Below are 16,189 nucleotides of genomic sequence, written 5' to 3' on the forward strand. Positions count from 1 at the left end.
TTTTCAGCCGTCAAGGGAAACCGCCCGGTGTTTTCGATCTTCTTCCTGATCGCGCTGATGGCGATCGTTTACATCGTTTACTGGGCCGTCAAAAACGATGGCGCCCCGACCCCTGGCGACGAAACCGGTCTGCTGCGCATGCGCGCCGTGGACGAGCCTTCCGCCGACAGGGACGACAAGCCCCGCTCCCTCCCGCCGCGCCGCCCGACCCGCCCCGGCGCCGGAGGGGTTGGCCACCCGTGAGAGCGCTTTTTGGTCTGAGCGATCTTCTCGCCCGCGCCTGCGACCACACCCCGGCGGCCACCGCCCTGTCACAAGCCGGCGCGATCAGCCGCTCAGCGCCGCCCTGCCTGACCTATGAAGGGTTGTTCAACCGGGTGTGCCGTTTGGCCTCCGGCTTCAAAGCCTTGGGGCTGAGGCCGGGCGAGCGGGTGGCGGTGATCGCCGAAAAACGCTTTGACGCGGTGGCGGCGATGTTTGCCGTCGCCCATGCCGGGGGCGTTTTCGTTCCGATCAACCCGGTGCTGAAAAGCCCGCAGATCGTCCATATCCTGGCCGATTCGGCAGCGAAAATCCTGGTCGCCCCGGCTCTGCGGCTGGCCTTGCTCGACCATACGCCGCCGCCCTCGCTCACCACCCTCCTCCGCTTCGGCGACCCGGCGCCCGCCTCCCCCGATCCGCCCCCCGGGGGGGAGAGCCTTGATCTCGACGCGCTGGCCGGGGCTGGCGATCCGATCGCCGCCCACCCCGTCGTCGATGACGATCCGGCCTGCTTTTTCTATACCTCGGGCTCCACCGGCCTGCCCAAGGCGGTGGTCGTCACCCACCGCAACCTGATCGCCGGGGCGCAAAGCGTCGCCAGCCGCCTGGACAACCGCCCCGATGACCGCCTGCTCGCCGCCCTGCCCCTGGGCTTTGACGCCGGCTTCAGTCAACTGACCACCGCCTTCGCCGTCGGCGCCGAGGCCGTTTTGCATGACTACCTGCTGCCCCAGGATGTGATCACCGCCTGCGCCCACCACCGCATCACCGGGCTGACCGGGGTTCCGCCGCTCTGGGCCCAACTCGCCCGCCTCGACTGGCCGCCCGCCGCCACCGCCTCCTTGCGTTTTCTCGCCAGCACCGGCGGAGCGATGCCCGCAGCGGTGCTGGCCCGCCTGCGCGCCCTGGCGCCCCTGGCGCGCATCCATCTGATGTATGGCCTGACCGAGGCTTTCCGCTCGACGACGCTCGATCCAGAGCGCGTTGGCCGCAAACCCGGCTCGGTCGGCCGGGCGGTCGCCAATGCCGAGGTTCTGGTGCTGCACCCCGATGGCGGCCGCTGCGCCCCGAACGAGATCGGCGAGATCGTCCATCGCGGCGCCTTCGTCGCCAAGGGCTATTGGAACGATCCCGAGGGCACGGCGCGGCGCTTCCGCCCGATCCCCCCCCACCCCGGCGAGCCGTCGCGCCCGGGCCTGGCCGTCTGGTCGGGGGATTTGGGCTGGCAAGACGACGAGGGCGATTTGACCATCGTCGGCCGCTCGGAAGGGCTGATCAAGACCTCGGGCTATCGGGTCAGCCCGACCGAGATCGAGGCGCCGGCCCATGCCAGCGGCCTGATCGAAGACGCCGTGGCCTTCGGCCTGCCCGACCCGCTTCTGGGCGAGCGGCTGGCCCTGGTGGTCACCGCCCCGCCCGGCGGCGCGCCCGTCGACCTCGACGCCTTGCGCCGCCATCTGCGCGCCCAGTTGCCAGCCTATCTGGTACCGGCCCTGCTGACCCAGGTGGACAGCCTGCCGCGCACGGCCAGCGGCAAGGCCGATCGGGCGGCGGCGCGGGCGAGGATGCTCAAGGACCAGGAGTCTCCGCCATGACCGCCTCCCCGCCCCCCGGCTTCGGCGTGAGCGGAAGCGACTTGACAATCGGCGGCCAAAGGGTGTCGCACCTGGCGCGGATCGCCGGGGGCACGCCGTTTTACGCCTATGACCGGGGCGCGGTGAGCGCGCGCATCGCCGCCCTGCGCGCGGCGCTGCCGGCCGGGATGGCGATCCGCTATTCCCTCAAGGCCAATCCGATGGCGGCCCTGCTCGCCCATATGGCGCCGCTAGTCGATGGCTTCGATGCCGCCTCGGCCGGCGAACTGCGCGCCGGTTTGGCCGTGGGCATGGCCCCGGCGGCGCTGTCGATCGCCGGCCCGGGAAAAAGCCCGGCCGATATTCTTAGCGCCGTGGCGGCGGGGGCGCTGGTGGTCGTGGAAAGCCTGGCCGAGGTCGGACGGGTCGCCCAGGCCGGAAACGCCAGCGGCCTGCGCCCGCGCGTCCTGGTCCGCGTCAACCCCGAGGCCGAGATCCAGGGCGCGGGCTTGCGCATGGGTGGCGGCGCCCGTCCCTTTGGCATCGACGCCGATCAGGTGCCCGGGGTGCTGGCCGCCATCGCCGCCCATGATCTCGACTATCAGGGCCTGCATTGTTTCTGGGGCTCGCAGGCGCTGGACGCCGAACGCATCGCCCGCGCCTTCGCCGTGGTCGGCCAGACCCTGCTCGACCTCGCCGGCCCGCGGCCGCCACGCCAGATCGTCATCGGCGGCGGCTTTGGCATCCCTTACACGCCGACCAGCGCGCCGCTTGATCTGGCGCGCGCCGGGGCCGCCGTCGCCGAGACCGCCGGCCTGCTTGGCGACCACCTGCCGGGGGTGAGCCTGGGCCTCGAGTTGGGCCGGTTCCTGGTCGGCGAGGCCGGCGTATATGTTTGCGCCATCCGTGAAAGCAAGCGCTCGCGCGGGAACCTGTTTTTGGTGACCGATGGCGGGCTGCACCACAATCAGGCGGCCACCGGTAATTTCGGTCAGGTGGTGCGACGGCCCTATCCCCTGGTCATCGCCACCAGGATGGGCGAGCCCGTAAGCGAGCGGGCGACGATCACCGGCTGCCTGTGCACCCCGCTCGATGTCTTCGCCGAGGCTTTGGCGATCCCGGCGGCGGCCGAGGGCGATCTGGTGGCGATCTTCCAATCTGGCGCCTATGGGGCCAGCGCTAGCCCGAGCGCCTTTCTCGGGCATCCCCCGGCGGTTGAACTGCTGGTGTAAGCCAACGGCCGCCCCCGGCCGGGTTATTCCCCCGGCCTCGATGGGTCGAGACCGTTCATTTCACTGCCCTTTTTCAAGCTATCCCCATAATTCGGGAAAAAATCCACCGCCCCCAGGTCGTTCGGATCCGAAATCAAGGAAATCCGCCGATCTCCCGGGGGAGAACCCTGTGGATAACTTTGTGGGTAAGGGGAGAAGCGAGCGGGATTTCCGGGGAGTTTATCCCAAAGGGTAGCGCTCTACCCGCGCACGCGGATTTCGATGAAATCAAGCAACGGCGTCCATTCCGCGCGATAATCGGCGGCGCGGCCGCCGGGCAGATCGAACAGGCTCAGCCCTTCGGCGGCGGCGGCCGTATAATGCTGGGTGTCGCGCAGGCGGGCGATCACCGGAAAGCTCAGCTCTTCAAGGAAGCCGCCCAAACGGGTCAGCGCCCGGGTGTTGAGGCGCACCCGATTGGCGACGAAAGCCACGTCGCGGCGGTTCTTGCGGATGGATTTCAGCGATTCGAGATGGCCAACGAAGCGCGCCGTTCCATCTTCGTCGAAGACTCCGGGCAGAACGGGCACCACCACCAGATCGGCGCGGCGCACGATATCCTTGACCACGTCCTTGTCCATCGCCGCGGCGGCATCGACGACCAGCCGCTCGATGCCCTCGGGGATGTCCTCTTCGCGGGCGAGATTGATCCCCTGGATCGGCGCCGCTCCCTCGGGCCGGCGTTTTAGCCAGCCCAGCGCGCTTTTCTGGCGGTCAAGGTCGGCCAAGCCCGTGGCATACCCCCGACAGGCGAAGCTTGCGGCAAGATGGGTGGCAAGGGTGGTCTTGCCACATCCGCCCTTGGTATTGGCGACGGCGACGACGAACATGGGCGAAGTATGGGCCAGCCGCGTCGTCGTGTCATCCCCGATACCACGGCGCCCGCGTCCCCTTTCCCATCGGGGAAGCGACGCCGACCCGACGCGGCCCCCCGGCGGCGGTTGCGACCCTCCGGGCCCTCGGTCTACACTATACTGCCAGCAGACCCGGCTCCCGCCCGGTCGCTCCCGAGGTCCGCTTTTTGATGGTTCAGGTCCCCCCGCCCCCTCCGACAGGCTTTGCCGACCACGCCTCCGCCGCCGAGGACCGCGAGGCGGGCGACGGGCCCGCGCCGTCGATCGCCGAGGGGCTTTCGGCGGCGCTGTTCCAATCCGTGGTCGAAGCCCTGCCGGTGGGCACGGCGCTGCTGCGCGACGGCGTCATCGTCCATGCCAACGCCACCCTGGCCGGCCAGATCGGCGAGACGATCGACACCCTGATCGGCAGCCCGCTGACCAGCTATCTGACCCCGGCCGACGCCCTGGCGGTACAGAAGGTCGTTGAGGGGGCCATCGCCCTGCACGGCGGGGTACCGGTGCGCCGGATCGCCCATATCCGCCATATATCGGGAAGCGAGCGGGTTTACAGCTTGCGCTTTTCCCCCCTTGATAACGGCCCCCATCCGTTGTTGGTCGTTATCACCCGCGATATGACCGCCCAGGTCGCCGCCGAGAACGCCCTGCGCGCCGCCGAAGGCAAATACCGGGCGATTTTCGAAAACGCCGTCGAGGGCATCTATCAATCCACCCCCGACGGCACCTATCTCGATGTCAATCCGGCCCTGGCGCGGATCTATGGCTATGCCTCGCCGGCCGAGTTGATCGCCCATTTCACCGATATCGCCAGCCAGCTTTATGTCGACGGGACCAAGCGCGGCGAGTTCCAGCGGCTGATGCGCGAGACCGGCGAGGTTCGCGATTTCACCGCCGAGGTCTGGCGCTGCGACGGCCATACCATCTGGATCACCGAAAACGCCCGCTGTGTGCGTGGCCCCGACAACGAGGTTCTCTACTACGAGGGCACGGTCGAAGACATCACCGCCCAGCGCCAGTCGCAAGAAACCATGCGGCTGCTCGGCAAGGTGTTCACCTCGATCGCCGAGGGCATCGTGCTGCTGGAACGCGATCTCACCGTGCGCACCGTCAACCCGGCTTTCGAAGCGATGACCGGCCTTTTGCGCCAGGACATGGAAGGCCGCCCCGCCCGCCTGTTCGCCTCGGGGCTGCACGAGAACGACTTCCTGGCCACCGTCGCCGCCGAGGTCGACCGCGCCGGGCTGTGGCGCGGGGAAATCTGGGGAGAGCGCCGCGAGGGGCCGCCCTATAGCGGCGAGATGACGGTGACCGCCGTGCGCACCCGCGCCGGCGAGACCACCCATTACGTCGCCGCGATCACCGATATCACCAAGCGCAAGCGCGATGAGGAGCACATCCGCTTCCAGGCCAATTTCGACATGCTGACCCATCTGCCCAACCGCCATCTGATCATGGACCGGCTGGAGCAGGCGATGCATCAGGCCCAGCGGACCGGCCGCCAAGTCTGCGTGATGTTCCTCGATCTCGACCGCTTCAAGCAGATCAATGATTCCTATGGCCATTCGGCCGGCGACGAGGTGTTGAAGCTGACGGCCAGGCGCCTGCGCAATTGCGTCCGCATCTCCGATTCGGTCGGCAGGCTGGGCGGCGATGAATTCATCGTCATCTTGTCCAATGTCGAAGACCAACACGCTGGGGCCTATATCGCCGAAAAGATCCTCTATTCGCTGTCGGAGCCCTTTCCCATCGGCGGCACCGAGGTTTTCTGCATTCCCTCGGTCGGCATCACCTATTTCCCCGACCACGGCGAAACCGCGCCCGATCTGCTGCGCAACGCCGATGTGGCGATGTACCACGCCAAGCAGGGCGGCGAGCGGCGCTATGCCATCTTCACCCCCGATATGGCCCGGCGCTCGCTGGCCCTGCTGACCATGGAAAGCGACCTGCGCCATGCCCTGGCGCGCGACGAATTCGAACTGCACTTCCAGCCCAAGGTCCGCGCCGACCTGACGCTGATCGGCGCCGAGGCGCTCATCCGCTGGCGCCACCCGGAAAAGGGCCTGATCAATCCCGGGGATTTCATTCCCTTGGCCGAGGAATCCGGGCTGATCCTGCCCATCGGCCGCTGGACCCTGCGCGAAGCCTGCGACCGGGTGATGAGCTGGCGGGCCGAGGGACTGACCATCCCCAGCGTTTCGGTCAATGTCAGCCCCCGCCAATTCCAGGATCAGACCCTGGTGGAAACCGTGCGCCAGATCCTGGTGGAAACCGGTCTCGAACCCGAAGCCCTTGATCTGGAAATCACCGAAACGGTGATGACGGGCGATGTGGAACATGCGGTGGGCACCCTGCGCGCCCTCAAGGATCTGGGGGTGACCCTGTCGATCGATGATTTTGGCACCGGTTACTCGTCGCTGAATTACCTCAAGACCTTTCCCATCGACACCCTCAAGATCGACCAGACCTTCGTGCGCGACGTGCTCCATAGCGGCAAGGACGCCGCCATCGTCTCGACCATCATCGCCCTGGCGCGCAATCTCGGCTTCAGCGTCGTCGCCGAAGGGGTGGAGGAGATCGAGCAGGCCGAATTCCTCGGCTCGCGCGATTGCCAGAATTTCCAGGGGTTCTTGTACTCGCGCCCCCTTCCCCCGGCGGAATTCACCACGTTCCTGCGCACCGCCAAACTCGAGACGGCGACGCCCCCGGACCTGGTTCCCAGTATCGCGCCCGGGCCGTAAGGGGCCGGCGCCCCGCCCTCAGACGCCGGGGATGGGGGCGTTGGGCGGCGGCACTTCGCTGGCGGGCGACTCTTCGGGTGGCAAGGTCGCGCGCCCCAGGCCGAGCGGTGCCCCCGCCGCCGGAAACACGGCGGGCGGCGGATCAAGGACGGCGGTTTCGCCCGAGCCGATTTCCATCACCCCATAGGCGCGCTCGACGTCCCCCTGGGGGCCCAGGCGAAACACTCCGCTGGCCCCGGAGAACCCGCCCGGGCGTTCAAGAAATTCGGCCAGGGGCGTGACGCGGTCCCAGGCCTGGGCCACCGCCACCCCGTCCATCACCAGGGCTTCCAGCTTATCGGGATCGCGCCGTTGCGGCGTGCCGCCGTCTGGCGGCCCGGCGACGGTCTCGGCGGAGGGCGGGACCGCGGAAAGGGGATTGGCCGAGGTGAACCAGCCGCCGCGCAAGCTGGCCTCGCGCGACAGCGGCCTTGGGCCCTCCCACAAATCGGTGCCGACCGGTCGATGGCCCGTCGTCTCGCCGTAATAGGCCAAGACCGAGGATACCGCGATCAGATCAAGGCCGCCGGCCGGGATCAGCACCACATCGGCCGGGGTGCGAACCATGCCGCGCAGGCTTTCGGCCAGGGCTCCATAAGGGGTCCCCGGGGGATAGAGACTGGCGCCGACCACCGTGACGCCGCCCGCCTCCGCCGCCATCGCCCGCGCCTGCGCCAGGGCGAGGCGGGCATAGGCGGTATCGGGGCCGATGATCATGACCCGCCCCTCGCCCCGACCGGCCGCCAGGGCGAGCACCCGGCGGACCTGGGGTTCGGGGGCATGGCCCAGGGCCCACAACCGCGCCCCGCCGGCCGAGGCGTTGTTGGTCAGGGCGAGGGCGGTCAGGCCCGCCTCCTCGACGATCGGCCGCACCGCCTGGGCGTCGCCGCCAAACAGCGGACCAACGATCAGATCGGCATGGGCCGCGATCGCCGCCCGCGCCGCCGTGACCGCGCCTTGCGGACCTTGGGTGTCAAAGGCGATCAGCCGCAGCCGGTTTGGCGTCGTCTCGGCCATGGTTTCGGCCGCCGTCCGCAAGCGACCGCCGACCGCCCCGGCCTTGCCCGACAGCGGCAGCAGCAGGGCGACGGTCAAGGGCCCATCGGCCGGAGGATGGCGTTCGGCGCCGCTCCCCTCCGCCCGAGCCGGTGGGGGGCCAGGAGGCGGGGGAGCCGAGGAGGGAAAACGCGGCGCACAAGCGGCGAGCGCCAGTCCGGCGACGACGAGGCCGGCCACCATCCGGCGCCGCCCCAGCGACAAACCATCCCACCCCATATCCCCGTCCTTTCCTGCCCCACCCCCACGGGCGCGGGGATCGATCGAGTCCGCCCCGACCCGCCGTCAACGCCGCAGGCGCGCACCGGTTGCCCAGCACCCCAGCGAGCCCGAGCCAGCGATGGCCAGCACTCCCGAATCAGGCCCCTACTTTACCGCAGGAGTGAGGGCGGCCCAATCGATCTTGTCCCAGGTGCTATGGACATGGGCGCGCAACAGCGCGCCCAGCGCCTCGGCCGCCCGGGCGCTGAGCAGGCGGATGATCTCCTCGTGCTCGGCCAGGGCGGTATGCCACGTTTGGGCGTTTAGACTACCCTGATAGCGGTAGCGATAAATCTGTCGGTTGATCTGCTCGAAGACCTCAAGAAGGGTCGTATTGTGGGCGGCGACCTGAATGGCGCGGTGAATCGCCTGATTGGTCCGAAAATACACGGCGCGGTCGCGGCGCTCGAAGGCGGCGGCCATATCATAATGCAGGGCGCGGATCTCGGCGATTTCGTCCTCGCTGGCGTTCTGACAGGCCAGTTCGCCGCCAAACCCCTCGATCAATCCCAGAACCGCCAATTTTTCCTGGACCTGGGCGCTTGAAAGCACGGTCACCACCGCGCCGCGATTGGGAGTGAGCGTCACCAGCCCATCGCCGCGCAGGATGTTGAGCGCCTCGCGCAGCGGGGTCCGCGAGACCTGCAACCGCTCGGCCAGGGTCCTTTCCCGCAGACGGGCCCCGGGGGGAAGGTCATCGGTGGCGATCATTGTCCGCAGGGTTTGGGCGATCTGCCGCGACAACAGGGCCGGAGCCCAAGCCGCCTCGGATCCCGCCTCCCCCGCCGCTCCGGACCGCGCGTCCTCGCCAAGGTCCCCATCATCGCCCGTCTTGATCACCGCCATGCCCCATCCGTTTGCTATCGCCGTTGATATGCCATTTCGTTCGACCCGAGGCCAGAGCCGGAAGAAGAGGCGAACTCCTGCGTGGATTGCTTGATTATGGGTGAAATTTGGCATACCAAATTAATCACGCCTTTCGCCGAGGCTGAACCAAGCGGGGGAAAAACACCCGCGAGCCCCAACGAAACCCCATAAAAAAGCCGGATATTCGGCAGGAGGAAACCACAAATGCCCCTCTCCATCCCTGCGAGCCCCCGCCGCCGAGTCGAGGGTATTTTGGCATACCAAACGACGCCGCGACGCTAGCCGCCGCTTTCTCCGTCTTCCGTGACCCCTTAGGATTGGATCGCCGACGCCGTGCCGTCGGAAGGGAGAGGCTTGCCCGCTTCCTTCCCCGCCCGTGTCGCCGCGACTCCGCAGCCGCCGGCTTTCCGCCGCGCCTGTCGCATTAGGGAGAGGTGCCAAGATGCACCCCGATACAACGCTGATCCTTATCGCAGCCGCCTCGATCGTTCTTCTGGTGCTGCTGGTTACCCGCCTGAAGCTTCACCCCTTTTTGGCCCTGATGGTCGCCGCCGCCTTTCTTGGGCTGGCCAGCGGCCTCGCGCCGACCGATGCGGTCAAGACCTTCCAGAAGGGCTTTGGCAATATCCTGGGCTCGGTCGGCCTGGTCGTCGGCCTTGGCAGCATGTTGGGCGGCCTGTTGCTCAACACCGGGGGTGCCGATCGCATCGCCAACGCCTTCGTCGGTCGCGGTTCGACGGTGTGGCTGCCCACATCGATCTGCGCGGCGGCCTTGCTGATCGGCATGCCCCATCTGTTTGATGTCAGCTTCGTCATGCTGGTGCCGCTGGTCTTCGCCATCGCCAAGCGCACCGGCAGCCATCTGATGCGTGTCGGCCTGCCGATGGCGGCGGGGCTTTACGTCTCGCACGGCTTCTTGCTGCCCCATCCCTCGCCGACCTTGGCTTTGGCCATCTATCATGGCGACGCCGGGCGGGCGATCCTCTTTGGTTTCCTGCTGGCGATCCCGACGGCCATCCTCTCGGGCCCGCTGCTCACCTCCTTTGCCATGCGTTGGTTCAAGGATCCGATCGACATCACCCATAGCCCGATCATGACGGCGGCCGGACGGAGCGATGTCACCACGCTTGATAACGCCCCCCGACTGCCGGTGGTTCTGCTGACCGTCCTGCTGCCGCCCGGTTTGATGCTGTTGCGCACCCTGTTGGCCGACCATGTTCCCGAAGGCGCCGCCCGGGCCTTTCTCGATGGCATCGGCAATCCCATCGTCTCGCTGGCCATCGCCGTGTTGTTTGCCATCTGGGCCCTTGGGGTGCGCTCGGGCCGTTCGCTGGGCGAGATCCAGAAGCTGCTCGGCAAAAGCCTGGCCCCGGCCGCCGGGGTGATCCTGATCGTCGGCGCCGGTGGCGGTCTCAAGGAAATGCTGCTCGGCACCCATATCGGCGACATGATCGCCAGCGGCGCGGCGCAATGGGCGATCTCGCCCCTGGTGCTGGCCTGGGTGATCGCCGCCCTGATGCGCATCGCCGTCGGCTCGGCCACCGTCGCCACGGTCACCGCCGCCGGGTTGATGGCGCCGGTGCAGGCGCTCCACCCCGAAATCAGCCCCGAATTGATGACCATCTCGGTCGCCACCGGCGGGCTGATGCTCTCCCACCTCAACGACAGCGGCTTCTGGCTGTTCAAGGAATACTTCCAACTCACCGTCGCCCAGACGCTGAAAAGCTGGACGTTGATGGTCTCGGTCCAGTCGGCGCTTGGTCTGGCCGGTGTTCTGCTGATCGACGCGGTGATCCGCTAAATCCCCCTTTTGTTCGAGAATCGAGATCCCGATGAACTACGAACACCTGTTCGCCGACCTCCAAGACCGCCGCATCCATATCGCCTTGACCGGGGCCAAGGGCGGCTTCTCGCGCACCCTGTTGGCCCAATGCAAGATGATCCCGCAGATCACCCTGTCGGCGCTGTGCGACCTGGATGTCGCGGGCACCGCCGCCCTGCTGGAGTCGTTGGGCTTTCCCGCCGACAGCCATGCCATCTGCGCCACCCCGATCGAAGTCACCGCCGCCGCCGCGTCAGGGCGCATCGCCCTGGTCGCCGATTATCGTCTGCTTGATGGTCTGGCCCTTGATATCGTCGTCGAGGCGACGGGCAATCCCGAGATCAGCATGCAGATCGCCCTGGCCGCCCTCCGCCGCCAAGTCCATGTCGCCATGGTCTCGAAGGAGACCGATTCGGTCGTCGGCCCGCAGCTTTTCAAGATCGCCCGCGACAATGGCGTCGTTTACACCACCGCCGACGGCGACCAGCCGAGCAATCTGATCGGTCTCGTCACCTGGGCGCGCATCCTGGGCTTCGAGATCGTCGCCGCCGGCAAATCGAGCGAATACGACTATGTCTTCGATCCCAAAAGCGCCCAACTGACCTATTCGGGCCAGACCATCGATGTTCCGGCCCTCCGCGATCTGTGGACGCTGGGCGATGACGTGCCGGCCCTGATGAAGGCGCGTTCCGCCGCCATCGCCCGCTTGCCGCAAAGCGCCGTTCCCGATTACTGCGAAATGAACGTGGTCGCCGATTCCACCGGGCTTACCCCGGCCTGCGACGCCCTCAGCTATCCGCTGTGCCGCGCCGATGAACTGGCCGATGTCTTCGCCCCCCGTGCCGATGGCGGCCTGCTCGACCGCAGCGGCGTGGTTGACGTCTTCAACTGCCTGCGTCGCCCCGATGAAGCCAGCTTCGGCGGCGGCGTCTTCGTCGTCGTTCGCGTCAAAGATGCCGACTCCTGGGAGGTGCTGCGCCAGAAGGGCCATGTGGTCAGCCGCAACGGCAAATACGCCTGCCTTTATCTGCCCTATCACATCATGGGCCTGGAAACGCCGATCAGCCTGTTCTCGGCCGTGCTCCACGGCCGGCCGTCCGGCGGAATGAAGATCGTCCGCCATGCGGTGATGGCCATGCGCACCGACCGGGCCTTTCGCGCCGGCGAACGGCTGGCGATGGGCGGCCACCACCACACGGTGGCCGATGTCACCGCCTTGTTGCTGCCCGCCGATCCGCAAAGCACCGCGCTGGCGCCCTTCTATCTGGCCGCCAACCGCACCTTGGTGACCGATGTCGCCGCCGGCACCCTGATTACGCCGGCGATGCTCGATCTCGAAGGATCGGCCCTTTATGACCTCTGGCGCTCTCCCGTCTGATCGGTCCCCGCGATCACCGGCTCGCCAGAGCCCTCCGTCCGCCCCGTTTATTGTCCTCTAAACGGGGCGGACGCTCCCCTTTCAAGGAGCCCGCCCGATGCCCCTTCTTGGCTGTATCGCCGATGATTTCACCGGCGCCACCGATCTTGCCGCGATGCTGGTCGGCAATGGCATGCGCACCGTCTTGATGCTGGGCCGGCCAAAGGCGGCGACCGAGAGTCCCAAGGCCGATGCCGTGGTGGTGGCCCTGAAGTCGCGCACCACCCCCGCCGCTCAGGCCGTAAGCGACAGCCTGGACGCCTTGACATGGCTGCGCGCGGCGGGGGCGCGGCAGATCGTCTTCAAATACTGCTCGACCTTCGACAGCACCGCGCAGGGTAATATCGGTCCGGTCGCCGATGCCCTGGCCGAGGCCCTGGAGACCGATTTCGCCCTGGTTTGCCCGGCCTTTCCGGCCAATGGCCGCACGGTGTATCAGGGACATCTTTTCGTCGGCGATCACTTGTTGAACGAAAGCGGCATGCGCGACCATCCGCTAACACCGATGCGCGATGCCAGCGTCGTCCGCCTGCTTGCCGCCCAAACGCCCCATCGCGTCGGCTTGATCGCCTTGCCGGTGGTCGAGGCTGGCGTTCCGGCTATCGATGAGGCCCTGCGAGCCCTGCGCGCCACAGGCGTCCGCTATGGCGTGATCGATGCGCTCACCGACGACCATCTGCGCACCATCGGCGCGGCGGCGGCCGGACACCGGCTGATCACCGGCGGCTCGGGGGTGGCCATGGGTCTGCCCGAAAACTTCCGCCGTCAGGGGCTTTTGCCTTTCCGCGATGATTCGGCCAGCCTGCCCAAGGTCGATGGCGGTGCAGCGGTGCTGGTCGGATCGTGTTCGCAAGCCACCCGTCAGCAAGTGGCGCAAGCCCGCCCCCATTTGCCGACCCTGATCCTTGATCCTTTGGCCACGCCCGAAGCCGGAGCGCTGATGGCCATCGCCCGCGCCTGGATCGACGCCCAACCGGCTGGCGCGCCACTGATGATCGTCGGCTCGGCCGCGCCCGAGGCCGTCGCCGCCTTGCAAAAGCGCCTGGGCGCCGGCCCGGCCGGGGCGTTGATCGAAACCGTCCTGGCCGGACTGGCCGAGGATCTGGTGGAGCGCGGCATCCGCAGCTTGGTGGTGGCCGGGGGCGAGACCTCGGGCGCGGTGGTCTCGCGCCTGGGCATCACCAGCTTGCGCGTTGGCGCCGAGATCGCCCCAGGGGTGCCGTGGACGCTGGCCGATCATCCCGCAGGCCCGCTGCGCCTTGCCCTAAAATCGGGGAACTTCGGTAGCGCCACCTTCTTTCTTGAAGCCCTTGGGCTGCCCCTTTAACCGCAGCGGAAAATCACAGCGATGGATGAAGCCCTATTGCGCGACCAGATGGTCGCCCTTGCCCGCAGTTTGTTCGAGCGCGGCTTTTCGGTGGGAAGTGCGGGCAATATCAGCGCCCGCACCGCCGACGGCGGCTATTTGATCACCCCGACCAATTCCAGCCTGGGCCGCTTGGCCGCCGGGCGGCTGTCAAAGCTCGATAGCGCCTTCCGCCCCGTCAGCGGCGACCCGCCGTCCAAGGAGGTGGTCATGCACCGCGCCTTCTATGAGGGCCGCCCCGAAGCCGGCGCCGTGGTTCATCTGCATTCGACCATGGCGACGGCGATCGCCTGTCTGGCCGAGGCCGATGCCAACCAGCCGATCGCCGCCCTGACCCCTTACTTCTTCATGCGCATCGGCGCCCGCCTGCCGGTCATTCCCTATTTCCGCCCCGGCGATCCGGCGATGGAAGCCGCCATCTGCGCCGAGGCCCCGACCGCCCGGGCCGTCTTGCTGTCCAACCATGGACCGGTGGTCTCAGCCGCCACCCTGGTCGATGCCGTCAATGCCGCCGAGGAACTGGAAGAGGCGGCGAAGCTTGCCCTGCTGCTGGCCGGCAAGCCCGTTCGCACCCTGACCCCCGATCAGGTCGCCGCCCTGCTTCCGCACTAGGGAATGGCTTAGGCCAGCCGTCGGCGCGGGCGACGGGTGATCAGCCAATCCAGGCCCAGCATCACCAGCAAGCTGAGCCCGGTCAGCGGAAAGGCGAGGCCGCCGAGAACCAGAAGGCCGACCAATCCGCGCAGCACCCGTTTATCGGCGGGCAGCGGCGGCACGCCCAAAGATCCCCGCGGCCGGCGCTTCCACCACATCACACCGGCCGAAACGGCGAGCACGACGATCCCGGCGCAGACGACGAGCAAGATCAGCTGGTTCGCCAGCCCGAATTGCTGGCCCATGTGAACGTTGATGCCGAACTCGAGGGTCTTGCCCAACGGGCCGTAATCGGCATAGCTCATATCGATCAGCGGCTTGCCCGAGTACTGGTCAAGATGGACCACCCGCTGGCGGGACAGATCATCGGGATAGACCGAACCGCTATAGACGCCGGTGGGCGTGGTCGGCAGGGCCACGGCGTAACCGGGATAAAGGCCAAGCCCGTCAAAGATCGCCACGGCGTTGTCCAGACCGATCGCCGTCGTCTGGGTCGGCGAAGCGCTCGATTGGGGAACCTTCGCCTGATCGAGCGACCATGTCGTATGGCCAAGATGGTTCAGGTGCTCGTCGGACATCGGCACGGCGACGCGCACCCCGGCCGGATAGCCGAAATTATTGCCATTGGCCCATTCGTTGACCTTCGCCCCCCAGACCCCCGACCACGGCAGGCCGGTCACCGCCAGAAACAGCAAGATCGCGCCGATGGTCAGCCCGGTGACCGCGTGCAGATCGCGCCAGAACACCCGGGCCTTGGGCGTGCCGCGCAGGCTCACCACGCCGCCCCCCTGGCCGCGCGGCCACCATAGATAAATCCCGGTCATGATCAGCAGGATCGTCCAGCCGCCGGTGATTTCGATCAGGCCGCGGGTGACCGGGCCGAACAGGCGCAGGCTATGGAGATGGCGCACCGTCCACATCACCGTGCCGCGATCGGGCAGCGTGCCCAGCACCTGGGCGCGGTAGGGATCGACATAGACCGCCCGCTTGTCGCCCGCCGCCGTCTTTATCGTGACTTCCGCCGAAAGATCGGGCTGGGCGGGGGTGGTGTATTTCACCGCCGTTCCCGGCGTATTCGCCAGGGCGGCAGCGACCAGGGCCGAAGGACTGGCAAGAACCGCCCCGCTTTCATAAGGGACACGCTTGAGATCGGCATGGACGGCGGTATCGATCTCGTCGCGGAACAGATAGAGCGCGCCGGTGACGGCCAACAAGATAAGGAACGGCAGCACCAGCAGCCCGGCATAGAAATGCCAGCGCCAGACGGCGCGATAAAGATCGCCGGATGCGGGTTTGGCCGGCGGCGCGGCCGACGGTTGGGAAAAAGCGCGTGTCATGATGGAAAACCCCCTGGCCCCTTCCGCCGCGCCCAAGGCGAAGGCGGACGATGGGGCTGATGGACAACGATGGGTGACGGCGGGTCAGATCACCGTCCAGGGGGGGAGCGCGGCCATCGGGGCGAACCCCGCGCGCCCGGGGGGGAAGAAGGATCCCCTCGCGGCCGACGGGCGGCTGGCCACCAAGGGCGCGGGGGCCGAGCGGGGCGGCGCCCAGATCCGGCGAAACGGGCAGCGGCCCGCCCGCCCCCTGGGCGCACAGCACGCCGCAAGGACACGGCGGAGCGGGGTGATCAGCCGGCGGACCATCGGGGGCGGCGGTAGGAGTGACGCAGATCGCATGGGCGAGACCCATCGCCGGCCCGGCCCGGACCTCGGCCGCCCAACCCGCCAGCAGCGGCGCGATCACCAGCGCATAGGCCAGCAGAACGCCCAGGGCGCCGCCGCTCAGCCTGTCCGCGATGATCCGCCTGATGCGCCGCATCGGTATCCCACTTGTTCACTCGGGGATCTGATCCATAGCGGGATTTTCTAAAAAACAATAGCCTGGGATAATAGTTGGTCTCGTTAAAAAGCGTTTTTTCCTTTCGCCACCGCCAATCCACCGGTATGGGAGGCGCCGTCATTTCGCCCTTTACGCTAAGGAAGAGCAGAATTATTTTGAGGCCCCGG

The 16,189-nt window shown here is 67.4% G+C and carries 12 protein-coding genes; 8 read left to right on the forward strand and 4 right to left on the reverse strand.

Going from position 1 to position 16,189, the window contains the following annotated elements; translation table 11 throughout:
• Positions 1–27: 27 nt before the first annotated feature.
• The 3 genes from RRU_RS16170 to RRU_RS16180 are packed head-to-tail and all read left to right on the forward strand — an operon-like array spanning position 28 to position 3,067.
• Entirely contained in the window at positions 28–243 is a 216-nt protein-coding gene (locus RRU_RS16170) for a hypothetical protein (RefSeq protein WP_011390881.1), read from the forward strand.
• Positions 240–1,856 carry an acyl-CoA ligase (AMP-forming), exosortase A system-associated gene (locus RRU_RS16175; RefSeq protein WP_011390882.1) on the forward strand — a complete coding sequence of 539 codons (1,617 nt, stop codon included), beginning with the start codon at positions 240–242 and terminating at the stop codon, positions 1,854–1,856. The genes RRU_RS16170 and RRU_RS16175 overlap by 4 nt, the downstream gene beginning before the upstream one ends.
• The gene (locus RRU_RS16180) at positions 1,853–3,067 is read left to right on the forward strand and encodes a pyridoxal-dependent decarboxylase, exosortase A system-associated (protein ID WP_011390883.1); all 1,215 of its coding nucleotides are present in this window, start codon (positions 1,853–1,855) and stop codon (positions 3,065–3,067) included. The genes RRU_RS16175 and RRU_RS16180 overlap by 4 nt, the downstream gene beginning before the upstream one ends.
• Positions 3,068–3,306: 239 nt before the next feature.
• Here the strand turns inward: RRU_RS16180 and RRU_RS16185 are convergent, their stop codons facing one another.
• The gene (locus RRU_RS16185; protein WP_011390884.1) at positions 3,307–3,936 is read right to left on the reverse strand and encodes a ParA family protein; all 630 of its coding nucleotides are present in this window, start codon (positions 3,934–3,936) and stop codon (positions 3,307–3,309) included.
• Positions 3,937–4,130: 194 nt separating this feature from the next.
• On the opposite strand from RRU_RS16185, the gene RRU_RS16190 reads away from it, so the two are divergent.
• On the forward strand, positions 4,131–6,698 hold the full coding sequence (locus RRU_RS16190) for a sensor domain-containing protein (RefSeq protein WP_011390885.1): 2,568 nt from the start codon (positions 4,131–4,133) through the stop codon (positions 6,696–6,698).
• A gap of 18 nt (positions 6,699–6,716) precedes the next feature.
• On the opposite strand, the gene RRU_RS16195 is transcribed toward RRU_RS16190, so the two are convergent.
• Together RRU_RS16195 and RRU_RS16200 are read right to left on the reverse strand one after the other, a co-directional pair.
• Positions 6,717–8,012, reverse strand: a complete 1,296-nt coding sequence (locus RRU_RS16195) for a penicillin-binding protein activator (protein WP_014626520.1) — start codon at positions 8,010–8,012, stop codon at positions 6,717–6,719.
• A 147-nt stretch (positions 8,013–8,159) separates the two neighbouring features.
• Complete coding sequence (locus RRU_RS16200) at positions 8,160–8,900, reverse strand: GntR family transcriptional regulator (protein WP_014626521.1); 741 nt, start codon at positions 8,898–8,900, stop codon at positions 8,160–8,162.
• Positions 8,901–9,363: 463 nt separating this feature from the next.
• On the opposite strand from RRU_RS16200, the gene RRU_RS16205 reads away from it, so the two are divergent.
• From RRU_RS16205 to RRU_RS16220, 4 genes are all read left to right on the forward strand, one after another.
• Positions 9,364–10,722, forward strand: a complete 1,359-nt coding sequence (locus tag RRU_RS16205) for a gluconate:H+ symporter (protein WP_011390888.1) — start codon at positions 9,364–9,366, stop codon at positions 10,720–10,722.
• Between the two features lie 31 nt (positions 10,723–10,753).
• Positions 10,754–12,121, forward strand: coding sequence for an NAD-binding homoserine dehydrogenase (locus RRU_RS16210; RefSeq protein ID WP_011390889.1), 1,368 nt, complete (start codon positions 10,754–10,756; stop codon positions 12,119–12,121).
• A 97-nt stretch (positions 12,122–12,218) separates the two neighbouring features.
• Positions 12,219–13,487 carry a 3-oxo-tetronate kinase gene (gene otnK, locus RRU_RS16215; protein WP_011390890.1) on the forward strand — a complete coding sequence of 423 codons (1,269 nt, stop codon included), beginning with the start codon at positions 12,219–12,221 and terminating at the stop codon, positions 13,485–13,487.
• Between the two features lie 21 nt (positions 13,488–13,508).
• Positions 13,509–14,138, forward strand: coding sequence for an aldolase (locus RRU_RS16220; protein ID WP_011390891.1), 630 nt, complete (start codon positions 13,509–13,511; stop codon positions 14,136–14,138).
• Between the two features lie 8 nt (positions 14,139–14,146).
• Here the strand turns inward: RRU_RS16220 and RRU_RS16225 are convergent, their stop codons facing one another.
• Positions 14,147–15,517, reverse strand: coding sequence for a PepSY-associated TM helix domain-containing protein (locus RRU_RS16225; protein ID WP_011390892.1), 1,371 nt, complete (start codon positions 15,515–15,517; stop codon positions 14,147–14,149).
• Between the last annotated feature and the right edge of the window lie 672 nt (positions 15,518–16,189).

This window comes from Rhodospirillum rubrum ATCC 11170, assembly GCF_000013085.1.
In the GTDB taxonomy this organism is placed as follows: domain Bacteria; phylum Pseudomonadota; class Alphaproteobacteria; order Rhodospirillales; family Rhodospirillaceae; genus Rhodospirillum; species Rhodospirillum rubrum.

Excerpts from the sequence above, each read along its gene's own strand:
- RRU_RS16190 (WP_011390885.1), top strand. The coding sequence starts at position 4,131 with ATGGTTCAGGTCCCCCCGCCCCCTCCGACAGGCTTTGCCGACCACGCC.
- RRU_RS16195 (WP_014626520.1), bottom strand. The coding sequence starts at position 8,012 with ATGGGGTGGGATGGTTTGTCGCTGGGGCGGCGCCGGATGGTGGCCGGC.
- RRU_RS16220 (WP_011390891.1), top strand. The coding sequence starts at position 13,509 with ATGGATGAAGCCCTATTGCGCGACCAGATGGTCGCCCTTGCCCGCAGT.
- RRU_RS16185 (WP_011390884.1), bottom strand. The coding sequence starts at position 3,936 with ATGTTCGTCGTCGCCGTCGCCAATACCAAGGGCGGATGTGGCAAGACC.
- RRU_RS16205 (WP_011390888.1), top strand. The coding sequence starts at position 9,364 with ATGCACCCCGATACAACGCTGATCCTTATCGCAGCCGCCTCGATCGTT.
- RRU_RS16225 (WP_011390892.1), bottom strand. The coding sequence starts at position 15,517 with ATGACACGCGCTTTTTCCCAACCGTCGGCCGCGCCGCCGGCCAAACCC.
- RRU_RS16180 (WP_011390883.1), top strand. The coding sequence starts at position 1,853 with ATGACCGCCTCCCCGCCCCCCGGCTTCGGCGTGAGCGGAAGCGACTTG.
- otnK (WP_011390890.1), top strand. The coding sequence starts at position 12,219 with ATGCCCCTTCTTGGCTGTATCGCCGATGATTTCACCGGCGCCACCGAT.
- RRU_RS16210 (WP_011390889.1), top strand. The coding sequence starts at position 10,754 with ATGAACTACGAACACCTGTTCGCCGACCTCCAAGACCGCCGCATCCAT.
- RRU_RS16200 (WP_014626521.1), bottom strand. The coding sequence starts at position 8,900 with ATGGCGGTGATCAAGACGGGCGATGATGGGGACCTTGGCGAGGACGCG.